The 19,570-nt window shown below is 64.4% G+C and carries 11 protein-coding genes and 2 tRNA genes; 10 read left to right on the plus strand and 3 right to left on the minus strand.

What is annotated here, in order from left to right; translation table 11 throughout:
* Window positions 1-301: 301 nt before the first annotated feature.
* The 7 genes from HEQ16_09915 (at window position 302) to HEQ16_09945 (ending at window position 12,254) form a co-directional block, all read left to right on the plus strand.
* Window positions 302-386: transfer RNA gene (locus tag HEQ16_09915), tRNA-Leu, on the plus strand.
* A 78-nt stretch (window positions 387-464) separates the two neighbouring features.
* On the plus strand, window positions 465-1,880 hold the full coding sequence (locus tag HEQ16_09920) for a trigger factor (GenBank protein ID MCO4054346.1): 1,416 nt from the start codon (window positions 465-467) through the stop codon (window positions 1,878-1,880).
* Between the two features lie 347 nt (window positions 1,881-2,227).
* The gene (locus HEQ16_09925; GenBank protein MCO4054347.1) at window positions 2,228-2,896 is read left to right on the plus strand and encodes an ATP-dependent Clp protease proteolytic subunit; all 669 of its coding nucleotides are present in this window, start codon (window positions 2,228-2,230) and stop codon (window positions 2,894-2,896) included.
* Between the two features lie 270 nt (window positions 2,897-3,166).
* The gene (gene clpX / locus HEQ16_09930) at window positions 3,167-4,432 is read left to right on the plus strand and encodes an ATP-dependent Clp protease ATP-binding subunit ClpX (GenBank protein ID MCO4054348.1); all 1,266 of its coding nucleotides are present in this window, start codon (window positions 3,167-3,169) and stop codon (window positions 4,430-4,432) included.
* A 407-nt stretch (window positions 4,433-4,839) separates the two neighbouring features.
* On the plus strand, window positions 4,840-7,281 hold the full coding sequence (gene lon / locus HEQ16_09935) for an endopeptidase La (GenBank protein ID MCO4054349.1): 2,442 nt from the start codon (window positions 4,840-4,842) through the stop codon (window positions 7,279-7,281).
* Window positions 7,282-7,484: 203 nt separating this feature from the next.
* Window positions 7,485-7,560: transfer RNA gene (locus tag HEQ16_09940), tRNA-Val, on the plus strand.
* A 452-nt stretch (window positions 7,561-8,012) separates the two neighbouring features.
* Entirely contained in the window at window positions 8,013-12,254 is a 4,242-nt protein-coding gene (locus tag HEQ16_09945; GenBank protein MCO4054350.1) for an EAL domain-containing protein, read from the plus strand.
* A 162-nt stretch (window positions 12,255-12,416) separates the two neighbouring features.
* Here HEQ16_09945 and pyk read toward each other — a convergent pair whose 3' ends face one another.
* From pyk to HEQ16_09960, 3 genes are all read right to left on the minus strand, one after another.
* The gene (pyk, locus tag HEQ16_09950; protein ID MCO4054351.1) at window positions 12,417-13,856 is read right to left on the minus strand and encodes a pyruvate kinase; all 1,440 of its coding nucleotides are present in this window, start codon (window positions 13,854-13,856) and stop codon (window positions 12,417-12,419) included.
* A gap of 118 nt (window positions 13,857-13,974) precedes the next feature.
* A complete protein-coding gene (locus HEQ16_09955; GenBank protein ID MCO4054352.1) occupies window positions 13,975-15,117 on the minus strand; it encodes an ISAs1 family transposase in 1,143 nt (380 codons plus the stop codon).
* A gap of 195 nt (window positions 15,118-15,312) precedes the next feature.
* Window positions 15,313-17,409, minus strand: a complete 2,097-nt coding sequence (locus HEQ16_09960; GenBank protein ID MCO4054353.1) for a DEAD/DEAH box helicase — start codon at window positions 17,407-17,409, stop codon at window positions 15,313-15,315.
* A gap of 42 nt (window positions 17,410-17,451) precedes the next feature.
* Here HEQ16_09960 and HEQ16_09965 point away from each other — a divergent pair, with 42 nt between their 5' ends.
* The 3 genes from HEQ16_09965 (at window position 17,452) to idi (ending at window position 19,569) form a co-directional block, all read left to right on the plus strand.
* On the plus strand, window positions 17,452-18,003 hold the full coding sequence (locus HEQ16_09965; protein ID MCO4054354.1) for an amidohydrolase family protein: 552 nt from the start codon (window positions 17,452-17,454) through the stop codon (window positions 18,001-18,003).
* Between the two features lie 136 nt (window positions 18,004-18,139).
* Window positions 18,140-18,862: a SapC family protein gene (locus HEQ16_09970; GenBank protein ID MCO4054355.1), complete on the plus strand. Its 723-nt coding sequence runs from the start codon at window positions 18,140-18,142 to the stop codon at window positions 18,860-18,862.
* A gap of 128 nt (window positions 18,863-18,990) precedes the next feature.
* Window positions 18,991-19,569 (plus strand): isopentenyl-diphosphate Delta-isomerase, encoded by a 579-nt coding sequence (gene idi, locus HEQ16_09975; GenBank protein ID MCO4054356.1) that lies wholly within the window; start codon window positions 18,991-18,993, stop codon window positions 19,567-19,569.
* Window position 19,570: the final 1 nt, after the last annotated feature.

Consider the following 19,570-nt stretch of genomic DNA (forward strand, 5'->3'; position numbering starts at 1 on the left):
CGAGCCGCGACGCGGCAACATCAAGGGCGGACGTTGCTCTTCCGCCTTTTCGTGTCTGGCGTTTCGGCACGCCGTTTCTCGTCAGCCGAACGGAAAACCGTCAGCGTTGGTCTGGCCGACATCGATGATCCTGGTGATGATCGTGGTGAGCGTGCCGCCGTGTCATGCCCCCCGGAATTCCGTCTGGCCAGTCCGGGGGGCAGCCCGCCCGCATGCCGCATTTTTTTGCTGCACTCTTTGCAACTCCTGCTATACGGGCCGCTGAATCCGGTGCCGGCTGATGGCTCGACGGGGACGGCTGGCGGGCGTGGCGGAATTGGTAGACGCAGTGGATTTAGGTTCCACCGCCGCAAGGTGTGGGGGTTCGAGTCCCTCCGCCCGCACCAGCCGCCGCGAGAGCCACGCATCCGTGCCAGGCCCGGCGTCACGAGATTGGACACGAGTTTTCAGGACGGACCAGCACGATGCAGGTGACAGAAACCCTCACGCAGGGCCTCAAGCGCGAATTCAGGGTGGTGCTCACCGCCGCCGATCTTGAAACACGCCTCGTCGATGGGCTCGATGGCCTCAAGGACAAGGTCAAGATCAACGGCTTCCGCCCAGGCAAGGTCCCGCCGGGCTACCTGCGCAAGATGTATGGCCGCTCGGTGATGAACGACGTGCTGCAGAACGCCGTCAATGAGGCCAACACCAGGATCTCGTCGGACAACGCCCTGCGCTTCGCGATGGAGCCCAAGATCAGATTTCCGGAGAGCAAGGAAGAGATCGAGGCCGCGCTCGACGCAAAGGGCGATCTCGCCTTCACTGTCGCGGTCGAGGTCCTGCCCAAGATCGAATCTGCCGACCACTCCGGCATCATGCTGACCCGTCTCGTCGCCGAGGCGCCCGAGGCGGATGTCGAGGCCGCGCTCGAGCGCATGGCCGGGCATAACCGCACCTTTGCCGCGAAGGCCGATGGCGCCGCCGCCGAGAACGGCGACAAGCTTGTCATCAACTTCACCGGCTATCTCAATGGCGAGAAGTTCGAGGGCGGCGCAGGCGAGGGCGTGGATCTGGTGCTTGGCTCCAATTCCTTCATTCCGGGTTTCGAGGAGCAGATGGTGGGCGCCAGGGCTGGCGAGACCCGCACCATCAACGTCACGTTCCCGGTCAACTACCTGTCCGAGACCCTTGCCGGCAAGGATGCGACCTTCGAAGTGGCTGTCACCGGCTTGCAGGCACCCGATCCGGTCAAGATCGACGAGGATCTGGCCAAGGCCTTCGGCATGGAAAGCCTCGAAGCGCTTCGCGGCGCCGTGAAGGCCCAACTCCAGCGCGAGATGGACGCCCAGTCCCGCCGCAAGCTGAAGAAGGCGCTTCTGGATGCGCTTGACGGACAATACACCTTCGAGTTGCCGCCAACACTGGTCGAGCAGGAGTTCAACAATGTCTGGTCCCAGGTCGAGACCGACATGAAGCAGGCCGGCAAGACATTTGTCGAGGAGGGGACGACCGAAGAGGCCGCCCGTGCCGAGTACCAGAAGATTTGCGAACGCCGGGTGCGCCTGGGCCTCGTGCTGGCCGAAATCGGCGACAGCGCCAAGATCCAGATCAGCGATGACGAGGTCACCAAGGCTCTGATCGAGCGCGCTCGGCAGTATCCGGGCCAGGAAAAGCAGGTGTGGGAGTTCTACCGCAAGAATCCCCAGGCTCTTGCCGAACTTCGCGCGCCGATCTTCGAGGAGAAGGTGGTTGACCATCTGCTGTCCCAGATGAAGGTCGAGGAGAGCACCGTAAGCCGCGAGGTCCTGTTCTCCGATGAGGATGCTCCCGCTGCTGGGGCCGAGGGCGAGGCCACGCCCGCCAGGGCCAAGTCCAAGGCCAAGAAAAAGACGGACTGAGAAGAAGGCGGACTGTGTCCTCACCGCCACGGAATTCTGAAGCGGCGGGAGCGATCCCGCCGTTGTCAATTCGGCATCAGGAACGCCGCTGCCGAGCGCGCCCGATGCGGCGATGCTCTCCAGCGCCCCGAGCGCCGGAGGCCCCATCTTCAGCTTGCGACGGGCCTTGGCGCTGGCCTTCTCGCAGGCGCTGGAGAAAGCCCTGAGCATGGCTGATTCATCATGATGCGAAACAGGAGCCGCTGGCGCTTCCCGGCGGCTCTGAGCCTTTGTAATCAGCGGAGTGCTGATTACATTAGATCGAGCGGAGGCGAATCGTTGCCGCCGCATGAGGAGCCCGACCCCCTATGATCCGCGACCGCGACCCCGTCGAAGTCTACAGCAATCTCGTCCCGATGGTGATCGAGCAGTCCAGCCGCGGCGAGCGGGCCTTCGACATCTATTCGCGCCTGCTGCGCGAGCGCATCATCTTCCTCACTGGCCCGGTCGAGGATTACGGCGCGTCTCTGATCGTGGCGCAGCTTCTGTTCCTCGAAGCCGACAATCCCAAGAAGGAGATTTCCTTCTACATCAATTCGCCCGGCGGCTCCGTCACCGCCGGCATGTCGATCTATGACACGATGCAGTTCGTGAAGCCTCCCATCACCACGATCTGCCTCGGCATGGCGGCTTCCATGGGCTCGCTGCTGCTGACGGCCGGCGCGAAGGGGCAGCGTTTCGCCCTGCCCAATTCGCGCGTGATGGTGCACCAGCCCTCGGCCGGCTATTCCGGCAAGGTCACCGACATCATGATCTACGCGCGCGAGTTCGACACGACCAAGAAGCGCCTGAACGAGATCTACGTGAAGCACACCGGTCGCAGCTACAAGGAAATCGAGGACGCGCTCGAGCGGGACAATTACATGTCCGCCGAGGACGCCAAGGCTTTCGGCCTGATCGATCAGGTCATCGACAAGCGCCCGGAAGACGGCTCGGCCGTCACGGTCGTGCCGCCGTCCGCCCCCCCCGCGACATGATGGCCGGCGCGCCGGCCACTGCTGTGCGACAAAGGTGCGACAGATTACGGGTTGGCGAACGTATCTTGCCGGCCCATACTGTTTTGGCGGCACGCGTGCCGAACGCATCGGCGGGCGCAAGATTTGTCTGACGATGTTATGAGTATGAGCCTTTTGCGTTAACGTTCTGCTGGCACGATTGGGTGTTAACTACGGCGTTCCGGTGAGCCGGCACAGGGTGATGACCGCGCGTTGCGGCGGTTTTCCAAGCGCAACGATGGAGATGAGGTCATGACCAAGGGAAGTGGCGACACCAAGAGCACCTTGTATTGCTCATTCTGCGGCAAGAGCCAGCATGAAGTCCGCAAGCTGATCGCAGGCCCGACCGTGTTCATCTGCGATGAATGCGTCGAGCTTTGCATGGACATCATTCGCGAGGAATCGAAGACCTCGATGGTGAAGGCCAAGGACGGCGTGCCCACCCCCAAGGAAATCCGGAAGGTGCTGGACGATTACGTGATCGGCCAGGAACACGCCAAGAAGGTGCTCTCGGTCGCGGTCCACAACCACTACAAGCGTCTCAACCACGCCACCAAGCACAATGATGTGGAACTGGCGAAGTCGAACATCCTGCTTGTCGGGCCCACCGGCTCGGGCAAGACGCTGCTGGCCCAGACGCTGGCGCGCATCCTCGACGTGCCCTTCACCATGGCCGACGCCACGACGTTGACCGAGGCCGGTTATGTCGGCGAGGATGTCGAGAACATCATTCTAAAGCTGCTTCAGGCCTCCGACTACAATGTCGAGCGTGCCCAGCGCGGCATCGTCTACATTGACGAAATCGACAAGATTTCCCGCAAGTCCGACAATCCGTCCATCACCCGCGACGTGTCGGGCGAAGGTGTGCAGCAGGCCCTGCTCAAGATCATGGAAGGCACGGTCGCGTCCGTGCCGCCTCAGGGCGGGCGCAAGCATCCCCAGCAGGAGTTCCTGCAGGTGGACACCACCAACATCCTGTTCATCTGCGGCGGCGCCTTCGCCGGTCTCGAGAAGATCATTTCGGCGCGTGGGCAGGGCACCTCGATCGGCTTTGGCGCCAAGGTCAAGGGTCCCGATGACCGCCGCGCCGGCGCGATCTTCCGTGAGGTCGAGCCCGATGACCTGCTCAAGTTCGGCCTCATCCCCGAATTCGTCGGCCGCCTGCCGGTTCTGGCGACATTGGAGGATCTCGACGAGGTTGCGCTCAAGAAGATCCTGACCGAACCCAAGAACGCGCTGGTCAAGCAGTATGCCCGCCTGTTCGAGATGGAGGATGTCGAGCTGTCCTTCTCCGACGAGGCGCTCAACGTGATTGCCCGCAAGGCCATCGAGCGGAAGACCGGCGCGCGCGGCCTGCGCTCGATCCTCGAAGGCATCCTGCTCGAGACGATGTACGATCTTCCGGGCCTCGACGGCGTGAATCAGGTGGTGATCAGCCCGGAGGTGATAGACGGCAAGGCCCGGCCCCTCTACATCTACGAGGAGAAGGACAAGGTCGCGGAATCGAAGAGCGCCTGAAGCGGCTTCGTCTCGCTTCGGCGTTCCACCACATGAACGGGGCCTTGCGCCCCGTTTTCCGTCTTCGGCTTTGGCCCTTCACCGGCGGCCTCCCGTTGTCCTCTTCCGGGGCAGGGCGTCACTTGCATCGCGTGCCTTTCATCTCATGCATCGGATCCCGTGCCTTGTATCCCGTGCCTTGCGTCCGGCATGGCGGCATCACCGCTCGGTGATCGCGATCGGTCGAGGCGCCGCTTGAAACATGATCGGCTTATCGCCACTTTGAACATCGATCGCAGAATCATGACAGCCATGCCTACTCAGGGTGGTGTCTGCGGTCCGGGTCCAGCGCCCGCTGGCCTGCATTCGGTCGCCCCGCGCCGCCCAGAAGGGGGCCTCGGCTGCCGCAACCCGATAAGGAATTCGCGATGAGCGCTCAAAAAGCTCGCCCTGCCATCGTCCCCGGTTCAGTCGCCGAATACCCGGTGCTTCCGCTGCGCGATATCGTCGTGTTTCCACACATGATCGTGCCGCTGTTCGTAGGGCGTGAGAAGTCGATCCGCGCGCTCGAGGAGGTCGTCAAGGCTGACGGACTGATCGTGCTGGCCACCCAGAAGAACGCCTCGGACGACGATCCGGCCACCGACGCCATCTTCGAGATCGGCACCCTTGCCAGCGTCCTGCAACTGCTGAAGCTGCCTGACGGCACGGTCAAGGTGCTGGTGGAGGGTGCCTCGCGCGGACGCATCAAGGCGTTCACCCGCGCCGACGACTTTTATGCCGCGACTGTCGAAGCCCTGGCCGACATCGAGGGCAAGAAGGTCGAGGTCGAGGCCATGGCCCGCTCGGTCATCTCCGAGTTCGAGAACTATGTGAAGCTCAACAAGAAGGTCTCGCCCGAGGTGGTCGCTGCCGTCGGCCAGATCGACGTGCCCTCCAAGCTCAGCGACACCGTCGCTTCTCATCTGGCGGTCAAGATCTCGGACAAGCAGTCCGTGCTCGAGACGCTTGAGGTCGCCGGCCGTCTCGAGAAAGTGCTGGGCCTGATGGAGAGCGAGATCTCCGTCCTGCAGGTGGAGAAGCGCATCCGCTCCCGCGTCAAGCGGCAGATGGAGAAGACGCAGCGCGAGTATTACCTCAACGAGCAGATGAAGGCGATCCAGAAGGAACTGGGCGACAACGAGGAAGGCCGCGACGAGCTCGCCGAAATCGAGCAGAAGATCGCGCAGACCAAGCTCACCAAGGAAGCGCGCGACAAGGCCATCGCCGAGGTCAAGAAGCTTCGTCAGATGTCGCCCATGTCGGCGGAAGCCACCGTGGTGCGCAACTATCTCGACTGGATGCTTGGCATTCCGTGGAACAAGAAGTCCAAGGTCAAGAAGGACCTCAAGGGCGCGCAGGATCTGCTCGACGCCGATCATCACGGCCTCGAAAAGGTCAAGGACCGCATCGTCGAATATCTGGCGGTGCAGCAGCGCACCAACAAGCTCACGGGTCCGATCTTGTGCCTTGTCGGGCCTCCTGGAGTCGGCAAGACCTCGCTGGGCAAGTCCATCGCCAAGGCGACGGGGCGCGAGTTCGTGCGCATGAGCCTCGGCGGCGTGCGTGACGAGGCTGAGATACGCGGCCATCGCCGCACCTACATCGGCTCGATGCCTGGCAAGATCATCCAGTCGATGAAGAAGGCCAAGACCTCGAACCCGCTCATCCTGCTTGATGAGATCGACAAGATGGGCATGGATTTCCGCGGCGACCCCTCTGCGGCGCTCCTCGAGGTGCTGGATCCGGAACAGAACTCGACCTTCAACGACCATTACCTCGAGGTGGACTACGACCTGTCGAACGTGATGTTCGTGACCACGGCGAACACGCTCAACATCCCGCCCGCGCTGCTGGACCGGATGGAGGTGATCCGCATTGCTGGCTACACCGAGGAGGAGAAGGGCGAGATCGCGCGCAAGCATCTCATTCCCACCGCTGTGTCCAAGCATGGGCTGGACAAGAAGGAATGGCAGCTCACGGATGAAGCGCTGGAAACGCTGATCCGCCGCTACACGCGCGAAGCGGGCGTGCGCAACCTTGAACGGGAGATATCCAACACGGTCCGCAAGGGCGTGAAGGACATTTTGTTGAACAGGAAGAAGAAGATCTCCGTCACCCCGGAACTGCTTGAGGAATATCTCGGCCCGCCGCGCTTCCGCTACGGCGAAGCCGAGACCGAAGACCAGATCGGCGTCGTGACCGGTCTTGCCTGGACGGAGGTGGGGGGCGAACTGCTCACCATCGAAGGCCTGCTCATGCCAGGACGCGGCAAGATGACGGTCACCGGCAACCTGCGGGACGTGATGAAGGAATCGATCTCGGCGGCAGCCTCGTATGTCCGCTCTCGGGCCGTCGATTTCGGCATCAAGCCGCCCTTCTTCGACAAGCGCGATATCCATGTGCACGTGCCGGAAGGCGCAACGCCCAAGGATGGGCCTTCCGCCGGCATTGCGATGGCGACAGCCATCGTCTCGGTGCTGACGCAGATCCCGATCCGTCGCGACATCGCCATGACGGGCGAGGTCACGCTGCGTGGCCGCGTGCTGCCGATTGGCGGGCTCAAGGAAAAGCTGCTTGCCGCCCTGCGCGGTGGCATCAAGACCGTGCTGATCCCTGAGGAGAATGCCAAGGACCTCGTGGACCTTCCCAAATCTGTCAAGAACGGGCTCGAGATCGTGCCTGTCTCGCGCATGGATCAGGTGCTCAGGTACGCGCTGGTCCGCCAACCCGAGCCGATTGAATGGGATGAGGCTGCCGAAGATGCGCGCATCGACGCACGGGCCGCAGTCCGGGCCGAAGATGAAGGTGCGGCGTCCGTGGCTCATTGAGCTCCGGCTGCTGATCAGACAGAGCCCCGGCCGCAAGGCCGGGGTTTTTTTGAGGACATGGACCGCTGAACGCCCGGTCGGACGCGGCGCCTCCTGCGCTGGGCGCGGCGCAAGCCCAGGTCGCGGCTTATCCGGCGTTGTGAAAGCGGCGCCGGTTTGCTAGACAGCGCGGCGCGCCGGGCTTCGGGCGCCTGATGCGGCGAGGGCGGTTAGCTCAGTTGGTAGAGCATCTCGTTTACACCGAGAGGGTCGGCGGTTCGAGCCCGTCACCGCCCACCATGCGTTTTCCTCCTTCAGGCTGAACAGATGGCGATGCCTGCGCGCCGCAACGCGATGCGGCCGTGCCCTCGCGGGCAATGCATCAATCCGTGAAGTGGCATCGATGATCGGCTGGCTGACAGACCTTGTGCGGCAGCAAAGACAACTTATAGTTGTATCATGATAAGGGGGTTGGCGGTCTTAACAGCAATTCTTTGGAATGATATCATAATACAAGTCGCCTCATTTTGAAACTGAACTTGATATCAAAGATATTCATATAAACTACGATAGCAATGAGTTTGGATATAGTTTAAATCAATTGGTATGGTATGCATATCTAAATGCGTGTGTTGGATTGAATTGTCTATTTTTTTATATTTGTCGAATACGAATTTGGTCCGATGGGCTTGGATTTGATTTCATTTCAGGTGAATCATCGGGCTGAAAACATGGTTTGAAGGGCCGTCACCGTGCACTGTCTGCTGGTCAAACAGATCGCTGATGCAACTCTGCCGAGTGGTGCGGTGGATGCGGACCGGCTGATCCGTAGCATCCAGCAGGTCTATGAGGACATCGATCGCGACCGCAAGCTGACTGATCGCTCGATCACGCTGATGGTCGAGGAGAACGAACTCCTGAATGCGGAACTCAGGGCCAATGTCGCCGCCGTCAAGCTGCAGAATGAGCGCTTCATCGGCGCCATCGAAAGACTGTCGCACGGGCTGTGCATCTACGATGTCGAGTGGCGTCTGGTCATCGCCAACAATCGTTATGGCAATCTCTATCAGTTTCCACCCGGCTTTCTGAAGCCGGGCGTGCCTCTGGCTGATGTCGTGGCGAACGCGACCGAGCGCGGCATCTATCCTGACGAGGCCGTGGTCGATGACACCGCCGGCACGATCGCTGAAGTCCAGCAGGCCGGGGCCTGCGAGCGGACGCGCCATCTGGCTGATGGCCGCATCATCCACATCACCTTCAACCGCCTGACCGATGGCGGCTGGATCGCCCTGCACAAGGATGTGACCAGCGAGTATCTTGCCGAGGAGAGGCTGGCGGAAAGCGAGCAGCGCTTCCGCGACTTCGCGGCCACGGCATCGGACTGGTGCTGGGAGATGGACGAGAGCCATCGCTACACCTTCTTCACCCCTGCGTTCCAGATCTTGACGGGCATCGATCCTGCGACGCTGATCGGCCAGACCCGCACCGCCTTCGCGGACATGCCGGAGGATGGTCCCGTCCTCGGCGAGTTCGACCGCCTCGTTGAGGCGCGCCAGCCCATCAGCAACGTCACCTTCCGCTATCTCAAGCCCGATGGATCGGTGGCGTGGGTGCGGTCGAGCGGTCTGCCACGCTTCGACAAGGCCGGGCGCTTCCTGGGTTATCGCGGCACCGGCACCGACGTCACGCTGGAGCAGGAGCAGCGCCGCGCGCTGGCGCAAAGCGAGGCGCGGCTGCGGGACTTCATCGAGACCGCCTCGGACTGGACCTGGGAAACGGACCCCGAAGGGCATGTCGTGTCGCTTTCGCGCTCCTATGACACCAACGGCGCCTTCAGCCGGAGCGCCATGATCGGCCTGCGGCGTGAGGATCATCCGATCATCATCGAGCACATGGAGCGCATGGCGGTCGGCTATACCGCGCGGATGGCGCAGCGTCTTCCTATCCGCGATCTTGTGTATGGCGTGCATAACACCAACGGCACGATCAGCTACATTCGTGTTTCCGGAAATCCGTTCTATGCCAACAATGGCGAGTTCGCGGGGTATCGTGGCACATCGACCAATGTGACGCCCCAGTTCGAGGCAAATCTTGCGCTCGAGCTGAGCAATGACCGCTTCCGCGATTTCGCCGACGCCGCCGCGGACATGTGCTGGGAGACCGATGCCAACCACTGCTACATCGATCCCGACATCTTCATGGGTCGCCCCGCAACCTTCGGCACCAAGGATTTCGTCGGCAAGCGCCGCATAGACCTGCCCTTCGTCGAGGAGGACCGGCCCTTGCTGGAGGAGCACATGCGGGTGCTCGAGGCGCGTCAGCCCTTCAAGGACATGCTCTACCGTGTCCCAAACGAGGATGGTTCGATCGCCTGGATCAAGGCCAGCGGCACGCCGGTCTACAATGCTGCGGGCGTCTTCACCGGCTATCGCGGCTCGGCGCGGGACGTCACGATCGAGGAAATGGGCAAGGTCGAGCTGCGCCGCGCCATGGAGCAGTTCCGGGACTTCGCCGAGGCGGCTTCCGACTGGTTCTGGGAAACGGACGAGGAGCACCGCTTCCGCAGCTTCAGCGATGCCTATGCTCTCGTGGCCAAGCTCAGCCAGCTCAACCATGTCGGCAAGCGGCGCATCGATTTCGATCTGCATCCCGATTGCCGTGAGGCGATCGAGCGCAACCACGAAGGGTTGGCGCAGCGAAAGCCGTTCAAGGATCTGACCTACCGGGTGCGTGGATTTGAAGGCAGCTGGGTCTGGATCAAGGCGAGCGGCAAGCCCGTCTTCGACGAGACAGGCCGCTTCCTTGGCTATCGCGGCAGCGCCTCCAACATCACCGAGGAGATGGAGAAGCTCGAGCTTCTGTCGCGCCAGCGGCAGGCGCTGGAGCGCGCGGAGGATGTGGCCAGGCTCGGCAACTGGCGCTGGATCGCCGCCAGCCGCACCTTCGAGTGGTCAAGTTCGGTCTATGACATCTTCGGCATCTGCGGCGAGGAGCGCAGGCCCGAGCTTTCGCTTCTGGTGCAGAAGGTCCACCCCGAAGACCGGGGCGTGTTCATTGGCGTGCTCAAGCGACTTGAACGCGGAGAGAACGTCGGAGGGCTGGAGTTGCGTGTCCTGGCCGCCGCGGGAGACCTTCGGTACATCCACCTGCGGGCCGATGTGGAGTGGGACAGCAGCGGCGGGCTCATCGGCACCTTCGGCATCGTGCAGGACATCACCGAGCGCAAGCTGGCCGAACTCGAGCTGAAGCAGCGCTCCGAGCGCCTGCTGGAGGCGCAAAGGCTTGGCCGCATCGGCGAATGGTCCTTCACCAACGGGTCAGCCGAGCTTTGGCTCTCGCCCGAGATCTATGAGCTTCTGGGCTACGCCCCTGGCGCGTTCCAGCCGACCCCGGCTGCGATCATGAAGCTCTTCGCCGCCGGCACCGGCCGGCTCGTGCTCGATGCCCAGTCCGAAGTGCTGCGCTCGCGCCAGGTGCGCAGCGTCGATGTGAAGGCCATGCGCGGCGATGGCAGCCTTGGCGATTTCGTGGTGACAACAAAGGCGCTGCTTGACGATGTCGGGCGCGTCTGCGGTTTCGCCGGCACCATTCAGGACATTTCCGAGCGCAAGCTGGCCGAACGGCAGCTCGAGAAGCTGGCCTACTATGATCCGCTGACGGGCCTCGCCAACCGTGCGCTGTTCCGGCGTGAGGTGGATGACGTGCTCGCCCGTAGCGCGCGCAGCCGCACCAAGGCCGCGCTGTTGCTGCTGGACCTCGACCGCTTCAAGGAGGTGAACGACAGCCTTGGCCACGCCGCAGGCGACGAACTGCTTGCGCAGGTTTCGCGCAAGATCGCGCATATCCTAGGCGATGGACGCTTCCTCGCGCGGCTTGGCGGCGACGAATTCGCGATCATCGTGCCGGAGGGAGACGACAGCGAGGCCGTAAGCGAGCTGGCTTCCCGAATCGTGGCCACACTCGCCCAGCCGATCATGCTGGAGCGCGGCGAGGTGGTGATCGGCACCTCCATCGGCATCGTGCTGGCCCCGCGCGATGGCTCCGATTTCGAGGAGTTGCTGCGTCATGCCGACCTTGCGCTCTACCGTGCGAAGGAGGAAGGGCGAGGGCGCTTCGCCTTCTTCCAGTCCGACATGAACGATCTGGTGCAGCAGAAGACCGCGCTGGCCCGCGACCTGCGCCACGCGGCGGCGAGCGGCTCGGGGCTTGAGGTCCGCTACCAGGCGCAGGTGGATCTGGGCACCAGCCGTGTCGTTGGCTTCGAAACCCTGATGCGCTGGAGCCACCCTGATCGTGGCTATGTTCCTCCATCCGAGTTCATTCCCATCGCCGAAAGCTCGAGCCTGATCTGCGACATCGGCCTGTGGATCATGCGCGAGAGCACGCGGCAGGCGAAGCGCTGGCTGGACGAGGGAGAGGACGCTCGCGAAATTGCGGTGAACGTGTCGGCCGCCCAGATCTGGCAGACCGACTTCGAGAGAGACGTTGCGAGCGTCCTGAAGGAGACCGGCCTTCCCGCGCACCTTCTCTGCCTCGAATTGACAGAGAGTCTCTTCGCCGATCATTCGGAGGGGCGCGTGCGCCGCGCGCTTGCAGGGCTCAAGGCGCTTGGCGTCACCCTCGCGCTCGATGATTTCGGCACCGGTTATTCCTCGCTGGGCTATCTGACCCAGCTCCCCTTCGACAAGCTCAAGATCGACCGCGTCTTCGTCGATGGCATCGTTGGCTCCAGCCGCAAGCGCAAGCTGCTCGAAGGCATCGTGGCCCTCGGGCGCGGCCTCGGCATGACAGTCATCGCGGAGGGGGCCGAATTGCCGGAGGAGGTCGAAATCCTGCGCGGCTTTGGCTGCGAGCGCGTTCAGGGCTATGTCTTCGCGCGGCCCGTCGTGGCGGCAGAGGCGCTGGCCTTCGCGCGTGATCGCGACGCCAGCTATCGCGATGATCCGGCGCTGATGGCGGGAAGCTTGCGCAACCTTGCCCGCAAGGCCGGCTGAAGCGACCGAAGCCCAGGCCGCTGGGGGAGGCATTCCAGGCCCGACCGCGACATTGCCCGCTCCGGCGCGCTGGAGGGCGAGGGTTCCGGACCTGCGTTCGAGCGAGGCGGAATCGCGCGCTGACCAGACGGTCCAGGCGAGCGCCCTTCGCCATCGCTGCGCTCACGCCTTTTCGGCGTGCTCCTGCGTCACGTAGGCGATGCGGACCATGTTTGTTGCGCCTGGGGTTCCGAACGGCACGCCGGCGACGACAGTGATGCGGTCTCCGACCTTGGCGTAGCCTTCGCGCACGGCGAACTTGCAGGCGCGCGAGGCCATGTCGTCTGCGTCGGAGGCGTCCTTGGTCAGGACGGGGTGGACCCCCCAGACCAGCGTGAGCTTGCGGGCCGTGCTGCGGTCCGGCGTCAGCGCAATGATGGTGGAGTTGGGCCGCTCGCGCGCGATGCGCAGCGCGGTCGAGCCCGAGAAAGTCCAGGCGCAGATGGCGGTGAGCCCGAGCGTGTCGGTGATCTGGTGGGCCGAGGCCGCGATGGCGTCGGCGCCGGTCGTCTCCGGCGTGGCGCGCTGGTTGTCGATCAGGGCGCGATAGACCGGATCGCTCTCCACCTCCACCGCGATGCGGTTCATCATCGACACCGACTCGACGGGGAAGGCGCCCGATGCGCTCTCCGCAGAGAGCATCACGGCATCCGCGCCCTCGAACACGGCGGTCGCCACATCGGACACCTCGGCGCGGGTCGGAACCGGCGCTGTGATCATGCTCTCCAGCATCTGGGTCGCCACCACCACGGGCTTGCCGGTGCGGCGCGCGGCGCGTGTGATGCGCTTTTGGGTGCCGGGCACCTTCTCAAGTGGCATCTCGACGCCGAGGTCGCCGCGCGCCACCATCAGCGCGTCGGCCGCCTCCATGATCGCGTCGAGGCGCAGCACCGCCTGCGGCTTCTCGATCTTGGCGAGGATGGCGGCGCGCCGCCCCACGATCTTGCGCAATTCGGCGATGTCCTCGGGGCGCTGCACGAAGCTCAGCGCGATCCAGTCCACGCCGACCTCCGCCGCCACCGCAGCGTCGCCCCGGTCCTTCTCGGTCATGGCCGAGACGGGGATCACGGTGTCGGGAAGCGATACCCCCTTGCGCGACTTCAGCACCCCGCCGATCACCACGCGCGTGACGGCGCTGGTGCGGTTGGCGCTCTCGACCACCAGCTTGAGCTTGCCATCGTCGAGGATGAGCGTGTGGCCCGGCTCCAGCGCCTGCAGGATCTCCGGATGCGGCAGGTGCACGCGGTTTGCGTCGCCCGGCTTCCTGTCGCTGTCGAGCATGAAGCGCGCTCCGACATCGAGCATCACGCCGCTCTCCTCCGTGAAGGCGCCGACGCGCAGCTTGGGGCCTTGCAGGTCCACGAGGATGCCGACAGGGCGGCGGAATGTGGTCTCGAGGCTCCGCAGCATCGCCACCTTGTCGGCAAGCTGCTCGCGGGGCAGGTGGCTCATGTTGAGCCGGAACACATCCGCTCCGGCCTCGAACAGCTTGCCAGCCATCTCCGCGGTCGACGAGGCAGGCCCCAGCGTGGCGAGTATCTTGACCCGGCGGTGACGGCGCATGCGCAAAAATCCGGAAGGAGGAGAAACGAATCGACAGATGCGGCAAATGTAACGGCAAGATTTGTATCAGCCGTCTGCGCAATCATGAAAGCCGCTTCTCCAGGGCAACGAGTCCAGGTTAACGCGGTGAGGCATGGATGATCTGGGCGAGGGTGTTTGTGTTCCATCCAGCGGCTTTTCGGGCTGTTTTGATGGAGCGGTTTCCCTTTCCTGCGCGGACGAGGTTGAAGGCGAGCCTTCGCACGAGGGCCATGTTCTGCGCTCCATGACCGCGCCTGAGGCGTGATTGATCCTCCTTGAAGACGACATCGAGCACCCAGTGGAGGCTTTCGATGCCCCAATGGCTGCGAATGGCGGTTGCAGCGCGTTCGGGTGTGAGAAGGGCGGAGGAGATGAAGAACCGCGTCTCCCGGGAGGTCTTGCCCTGCCGTTCGACTTGTGTGGTGGCTCGCACGATGCTTCTGAGACGGTGGAAGCGATGCTCGCCGGGATGGCGTCGCCCGCCTTCCAGCCAGCCGATCTCATGGCTGACCGTGGTGGTACGGGTCTCGATGCGTCCATGATCCTTGTCGACGCTGATGCTGGTGGCGAGCCCTGTCGTGGCCGGATCGTCGAAATAGGCCGCGACCTCGTCGTGCAGGGTCGGCTGGTTGCGCTTGAGGGCCAGAAGATAGTCGCCTTCCTTGTCCGTGATCGCCTTGGCCATGGACGGGTTGGTGGCGATGGCGTCGATGGTGACGAGCGCGCCCTTGAGCGTCAGCCGCTCCAGGATTGCCAGCATGGCGGCGCATTCGTTGTCCTTGGCGTCCACGGCCTCCTGCGCCAGCACGAGGCGCTGGGTCGAGGCCCAGGCGCTGACCAGATGGATGGGGGGCAGACTGCGGCCAGCCTCGCCGCTGCGGCGCGCTGTCTTGCCGTCCAGCGCGATCAGGTCCGCCGCGTCCGGTCGCAGCTGCGTCGCCCAGGCCGTGAAGCAGGCCGCAAACAGCGCCGGATCGATCCGGTTCAGCACCACCCGCAGCCAATCCTCCTTGGGAGTGCCGAAGAAATACTCGGCATGCTCGCGCAGGAAAGGCAGATGCGCATCGCCCCAATCGGCGATCTCGTCATAGTCGTCGCAACCCGCGACAGACGCGCAGGTCACCAGAAAAAGCACTTCCGCAAGCGGATACTTGACCTTGCAGCTCTCGCGCGGGTCCCCGACGCGTCCGAAGTGATCCAGCAGAAGGCGCAACCGGTCCTTGACGAAAATCTGATCCATCGTTCGGGCTCCTGATCCGAGCCCGTTGAATCAGAAGCCATACTCCAAAGCTATCCCGTGCGCTCCGCCGTTAACCTGACAAAGTTGCCGTGGCCGCTTCTCGGCTCGGGCCTGTCCACGCGAAAAGACTGGGCGATAGGCTGAATCGGAACCTGCAATTCTCACCGCAAGTCGCTCAACTGGCGACGCAATCCGTCACTTGTCCCGCTTGCGCATCTTGAAGCCGCCAGGCTTGCCCGGGGGCTTGTGAGGGGGCTTGCCGGAGGGATTGCCGGAGGGATTGCCGGAGGGATTGCCGCCGGGGCCCTTCCGCTCGATCGGCCTGTCCTCGCGCTGCGGAGCGGAAGAAGCACCGGCGCGTTCGGTCGCGAAGCGCTTCTTGGCGAAGGGCTTGGCTTCAGCGCGGGGCCAGTCATTACCCGCGCCAGCGGAGCGGGGGCTGTAGCTCTCACGCGGCGCATGGCTCTCGCGGGGCGCGCGGTCCTGACGCGGCGCATAGTCCTGACGGGGAGCTCGGTCCTCCCGCGTCGCACGGTCCTCCCGGGTCGCACGGCCCTCGAAGCTGCCGGCGCCCTTGCCCTTGCCGAAGCGCGGCTTGTCCGGGCGCGGCTTGTCTAAGCGGCCGCGCTCCACCACGCCCGAGCCTTCGCCGGGGCCCATCGGCTTGATCGGAATGTCGTCGCCATCCGTGCGGCGGACATTCTCGGCGAAGTGCTCCGCTGCGGTTCCGCTGATCTGGACCTCGGTGACGTTGTCGAGGATGCGGATGTTGCCGATGTCGTCGCGCGTGACCTTGCCGCGGCGGCACAGCATGGGCAGCAGCCATTTCGGGTCGGCCTTGTTGCGACGGCCGATCTCGACGCGAAACAGCACCATGCCGCCCTCATCGGCGCCTTGCCTGGGAGCCCGCTCGCGTGCGCCGGGGCGGTCGCGCTCGAAGCCGCGTTCGGCCCGGTCGGCGCCGTATCTTGAGCGCGTGCCCTTGTCGAACCAGGAGGTCGGGTCCGAGACATCCTCGGGCGCGGGCAGGCGCGAGCGCCAGAAACGCGCGAGCATGGCGGCGATTTCCTGCGGCGTGCGCTCGGCGATCAACAGTTCGGCCATGACGAGGTCTTCCTCGCTCGGCTCCTCGCGCAGGGCCGGGTCCTCGATCAGGCGCTGGCGGTCGAGCTTGCGGATGTCCTCGGCGGTGGGCGGAAGCGTCCAGCGCGGTTCGATGCCGGCTTCTGCCAGCAGGCCCTCCGCCTTGCGACGGCGGGCCGGCGGCACGATCACCACGCTGACGCCCTTGCGCCCCGCGCGCCCCGTACGGCCGCTGCGATGCTGGAGGATCTCGGCGTCGTGGGGGAGTTCAGCATGAATCACGAGGCCGAGATTGGGCAGGTCTATGCCGCGGGCGGCGACGTCGGTGGCGACGCAGACCCGCGCGCGGCCATCACGCAGCGCCTGCAGCGCCTGGTTGCGTTCGTTCTGGCCCAGCTCGCCCGACAGATAGACGGCCGGAAAGCCGCGCTCAAGCAGCGTAGCCTGCAGATGCCGCACGGAATCACGCGTGTTGCAGAAGATCAGCGAGGCCGGCGCATCCACAAGCCGGAGAACGTTGACCACGACAGCCTCGGTTTCCTTTGGCGCGATCCGGATGGCGCGGTAATCGATGTCGGCATGGCCGAGATCCTTGGAAGAGGCCTCGATGCGCAAAGCGTTGGACTGGTAGTTCTTGGCGAGCGCAGCGATGCCGCGCGGCAGCGTGGCCGAGAACAGCAAGGTGCGCTTCTCGGGCGGGGTGGCCTCCAGGATGAATTCGAGATCATCGCGAAAGCCGAGGTCAAGCATTTCGTCCGCCTCATCCAGCACCACGGCCTTGATCCGGGACAGATCAAGCCGATTGCGCTCGATATGGTCGCGAAGGCGCCCCGGAGTGCCAACCACGATATGGCAGCCATCGCCAAGCTGCTTGCGCTCCTTGGCCGGGTCCATGCCGCCCACGCACGAGATGATGCGTGCGCCGGCCTGGGCATAGAGCCAGGCCAGTTCGCGCTGGACCTGAAGCGCGAGTTCGCGTGTCGGCGCCACGATCAGCGCCAGCGGCGCGCCGGCGGTCCCGAGGCGCTCGGCCTCTCCCAGCAAGGTGGAGCCGATGCCAAGGCCATAGGCCACGGTCTTGCCGGAGCCCGTCTGCGCCGAAACGAGCAGGTCGCGGCCCATGGCTTCGGGCGCAATCACGGCGCTTTGCACGGGCGTGAGCTCAGTATAGCTGCGCTCGTCGAGGGCGCGCTGAAGCGCGGGCGCGATCAGTGTTTCGGTCAAGGGTAGGCCGCCTGTCTTGGGTTGGGCATGCGTGGCGTTCTGGCCCACGCTGCTCCTTCAAAGGAAAAAGGGCGTCCGTCATGTGCTGACGCGCCCGTCTTGCCTTGGTCTGTAGTGCAGTTCCGCGATGAACGCCATCACGAAGGCCGCACGAGCTTCCGCTGGGCACCGAACGGCATCCCCGGCGTCGGCGCGCGCCTGCCCGTCCTGTTCTCGGAAGGGGTAGGCAAGGGGCGCATCGACCTCAACCGCTTCGTGGCGTTGAGCGCGACCAGCCACGCCAGAACCTGCGGCCCTTACCCTCGCAAGGGTGCCATCGCGGTCGGCTCCGATGCCGGCATCGCCATCTGGGACCCCGGACCCAACCGCACCATCACCAATGAAAGCCAGCAGCATGGCGCGGACTATACGCCCTATGGCGGCATCGAGGTCACAGGCTGGCCAGTGCTCACCATGGTGCGCGGCAAGACGGTGATGCGGGATGGCGCTCTGGCAGGCGCGGGCCAGCATGGCGTGCACCTTTCCCGCAGCGCCTCGCCGCTCGCGGCCGGCCGGCGGTGCGGGCGGCAGCTGCGCTGAGGCGGATCCGGACCTTGCCCAGGCGCGACGCGCCGGATCTTGTTCACGCGCAAAACGTCAGATTTTGCTTGTATGCGGCGCTTGGGCGGCTCAAAAGCCGACTTCGCCCGCGCGCCGGGCCAGACCGAGGCCCTTCATGAACACCGCAGCCCCTTCCGCCCCGATGCTTCCGGTATTGTTCCGGTCCGTGACTCCGGTCAACCGTGACCAGCACCGCAAGCTGCGTCTCGCCAGCCTGCCCGAGCCGCTGGGCTTCGTGCGCGGCACGCATCTCTTGCCCGCCCTGGTCGACGAGTTCGCGTCTGCCGCACGCGAGTTGCCGATTGCCTTCCTGCCAGAGGGCGACGTGATCTCGCCGGTGTTCCTGCTGGGCTTGCGCCCGGGCTCGAACAGCTTCGTCACCACGGAAGGCCTTTGGGCGGCCAGTTACCTGCCGGCCTATGTCCGCCGCTACCCCTTCATCCTCGCCGATGTCGATCAGGGAGATCCGATCCTGTGCATCGACGACCGCTTCGAGGCGCTGGGCACCGAAAAGGGGGAGGCGCTGTTTGACGGCAAGGGCGAGCCTACGCCGTTCCTGCAACAGGCGCTCGAGTTCGCCGGCGGCTTCCGCGAGGCGGGCGCGCGCAACGCGGCCTTCATCGCGCGGCTTCGGGAGCTTGAGCTTCTCAAGGCCGTCACCCTCGACGTCCGCTCCGCCAAGGCAGGTGAAGCAAGCATCCAGGGCCTCATGGTGGTCGACGAGGAGAAGCTGCGCGGCCTGTCCGACGCGGTGGTGCTCGATCTTTACCGCACCGGGCTGCTGCCAGCGATCCATGCCCATCTCATGAGCCTGGGCGGCGTCAGCGCGCTGCGCTGAAAAGAGCGGGTGTCATCGGGCGCGCTGGAGAAAAGCCAGCCCGTTCACAGCGCCTGTCATTCATCCTATCGTGCGCGTCCCGTCGGCCTGATGTTGGGCCCGCACCGCAGCGCCCAGGGGCGATGATCATGCAGACACAGCGCGAGCGCAGGCCGGAGGAAGCCGGCGAGGACATTCTCATCCTCGTCAACGAGGCCAACCGGGCCATTGGTTCGGGCGGCAAGCTCGCCGTTCACCGGCAGGGATTGCTTCACCGGGCCTTCTCGATCTTTCTCTTCGACGAGGAGGGCCGCGTGCTGCTGCAGCGGCGCGCTCACGGCAAGTATCATTCAGGCGGGCTTTGGGCCAACACCTGCTGCGGCCATCCGCGCCTGGGCGAACGCACCTTGCCGGCCGCGCACCGGCGGCTCGATGAGGAACTGGGCATGGGCGCGGGGCTGGCCTTCGGTTTTCGCGCCCGCTACCGCACGCTGCTTGATCACGGCCTGATCGAGAATGAGCTGGTCTATGTCTACGTCGGCCGCGTGGCGGGTCCATCTGCGCCCAATCCGGACGAGGTGTGCGAGACTCGCGTGATGGCGCTGCCGGACCTCATCGCCGACACGAAGGCGCAGCCCGATATCTATGCCTACTGGCTCCGGCACTACCTCGCCGTGCACGCGCCTGAACTCGAAGCGCTCAGCCATGGCTCTGCGCGTCTGGCCTGAC

It is taken from the genome of Bosea sp. (in: a-proteobacteria) (assembly GCA_023910605.1).
In the GTDB taxonomy this organism is placed as follows: domain Bacteria; phylum Pseudomonadota; class Alphaproteobacteria; order Rhizobiales; family Beijerinckiaceae; genus Allobosea.

Bases quoted from the DNA above. Each gene is read 5' to 3' on its own strand.
- pyk (MCO4054351.1), bottom strand. From the start codon at position 13,856: ATGCGCCGTCACCGCCGGGTCAAGATACTCGCCACGCTGGGGCCTGCC.
- HEQ16_09920 (MCO4054346.1), top strand. From the start codon at position 465: ATGCAGGTGACAGAAACCCTCACGCAGGGCCTCAAGCGCGAATTCAGG.
- HEQ16_09965 (MCO4054354.1), top strand. From the start codon at position 17,452: ATGCGTGGCGTTCTGGCCCACGCTGCTCCTTCAAAGGAAAAAGGGCGT.
- clpX (MCO4054348.1), top strand. From the start codon at position 3,167: ATGACCAAGGGAAGTGGCGACACCAAGAGCACCTTGTATTGCTCATTC.
- idi (MCO4054356.1), top strand. From the start codon at position 18,991: ATGCAGACACAGCGCGAGCGCAGGCCGGAGGAAGCCGGCGAGGACATT.
- HEQ16_09970 (MCO4054355.1), top strand. From the start codon at position 18,140: ATGAACACCGCAGCCCCTTCCGCCCCGATGCTTCCGGTATTGTTCCGG.
- HEQ16_09925 (MCO4054347.1), top strand. From the start codon at position 2,228: ATGATCCGCGACCGCGACCCCGTCGAAGTCTACAGCAATCTCGTCCCG.
- HEQ16_09955 (MCO4054352.1), bottom strand. From the start codon at position 15,117: ATGGATCAGATTTTCGTCAAGGACCGGTTGCGCCTTCTGCTGGATCAC.
- lon (MCO4054349.1), top strand. From the start codon at position 4,840: ATGAGCGCTCAAAAAGCTCGCCCTGCCATCGTCCCCGGTTCAGTCGCC.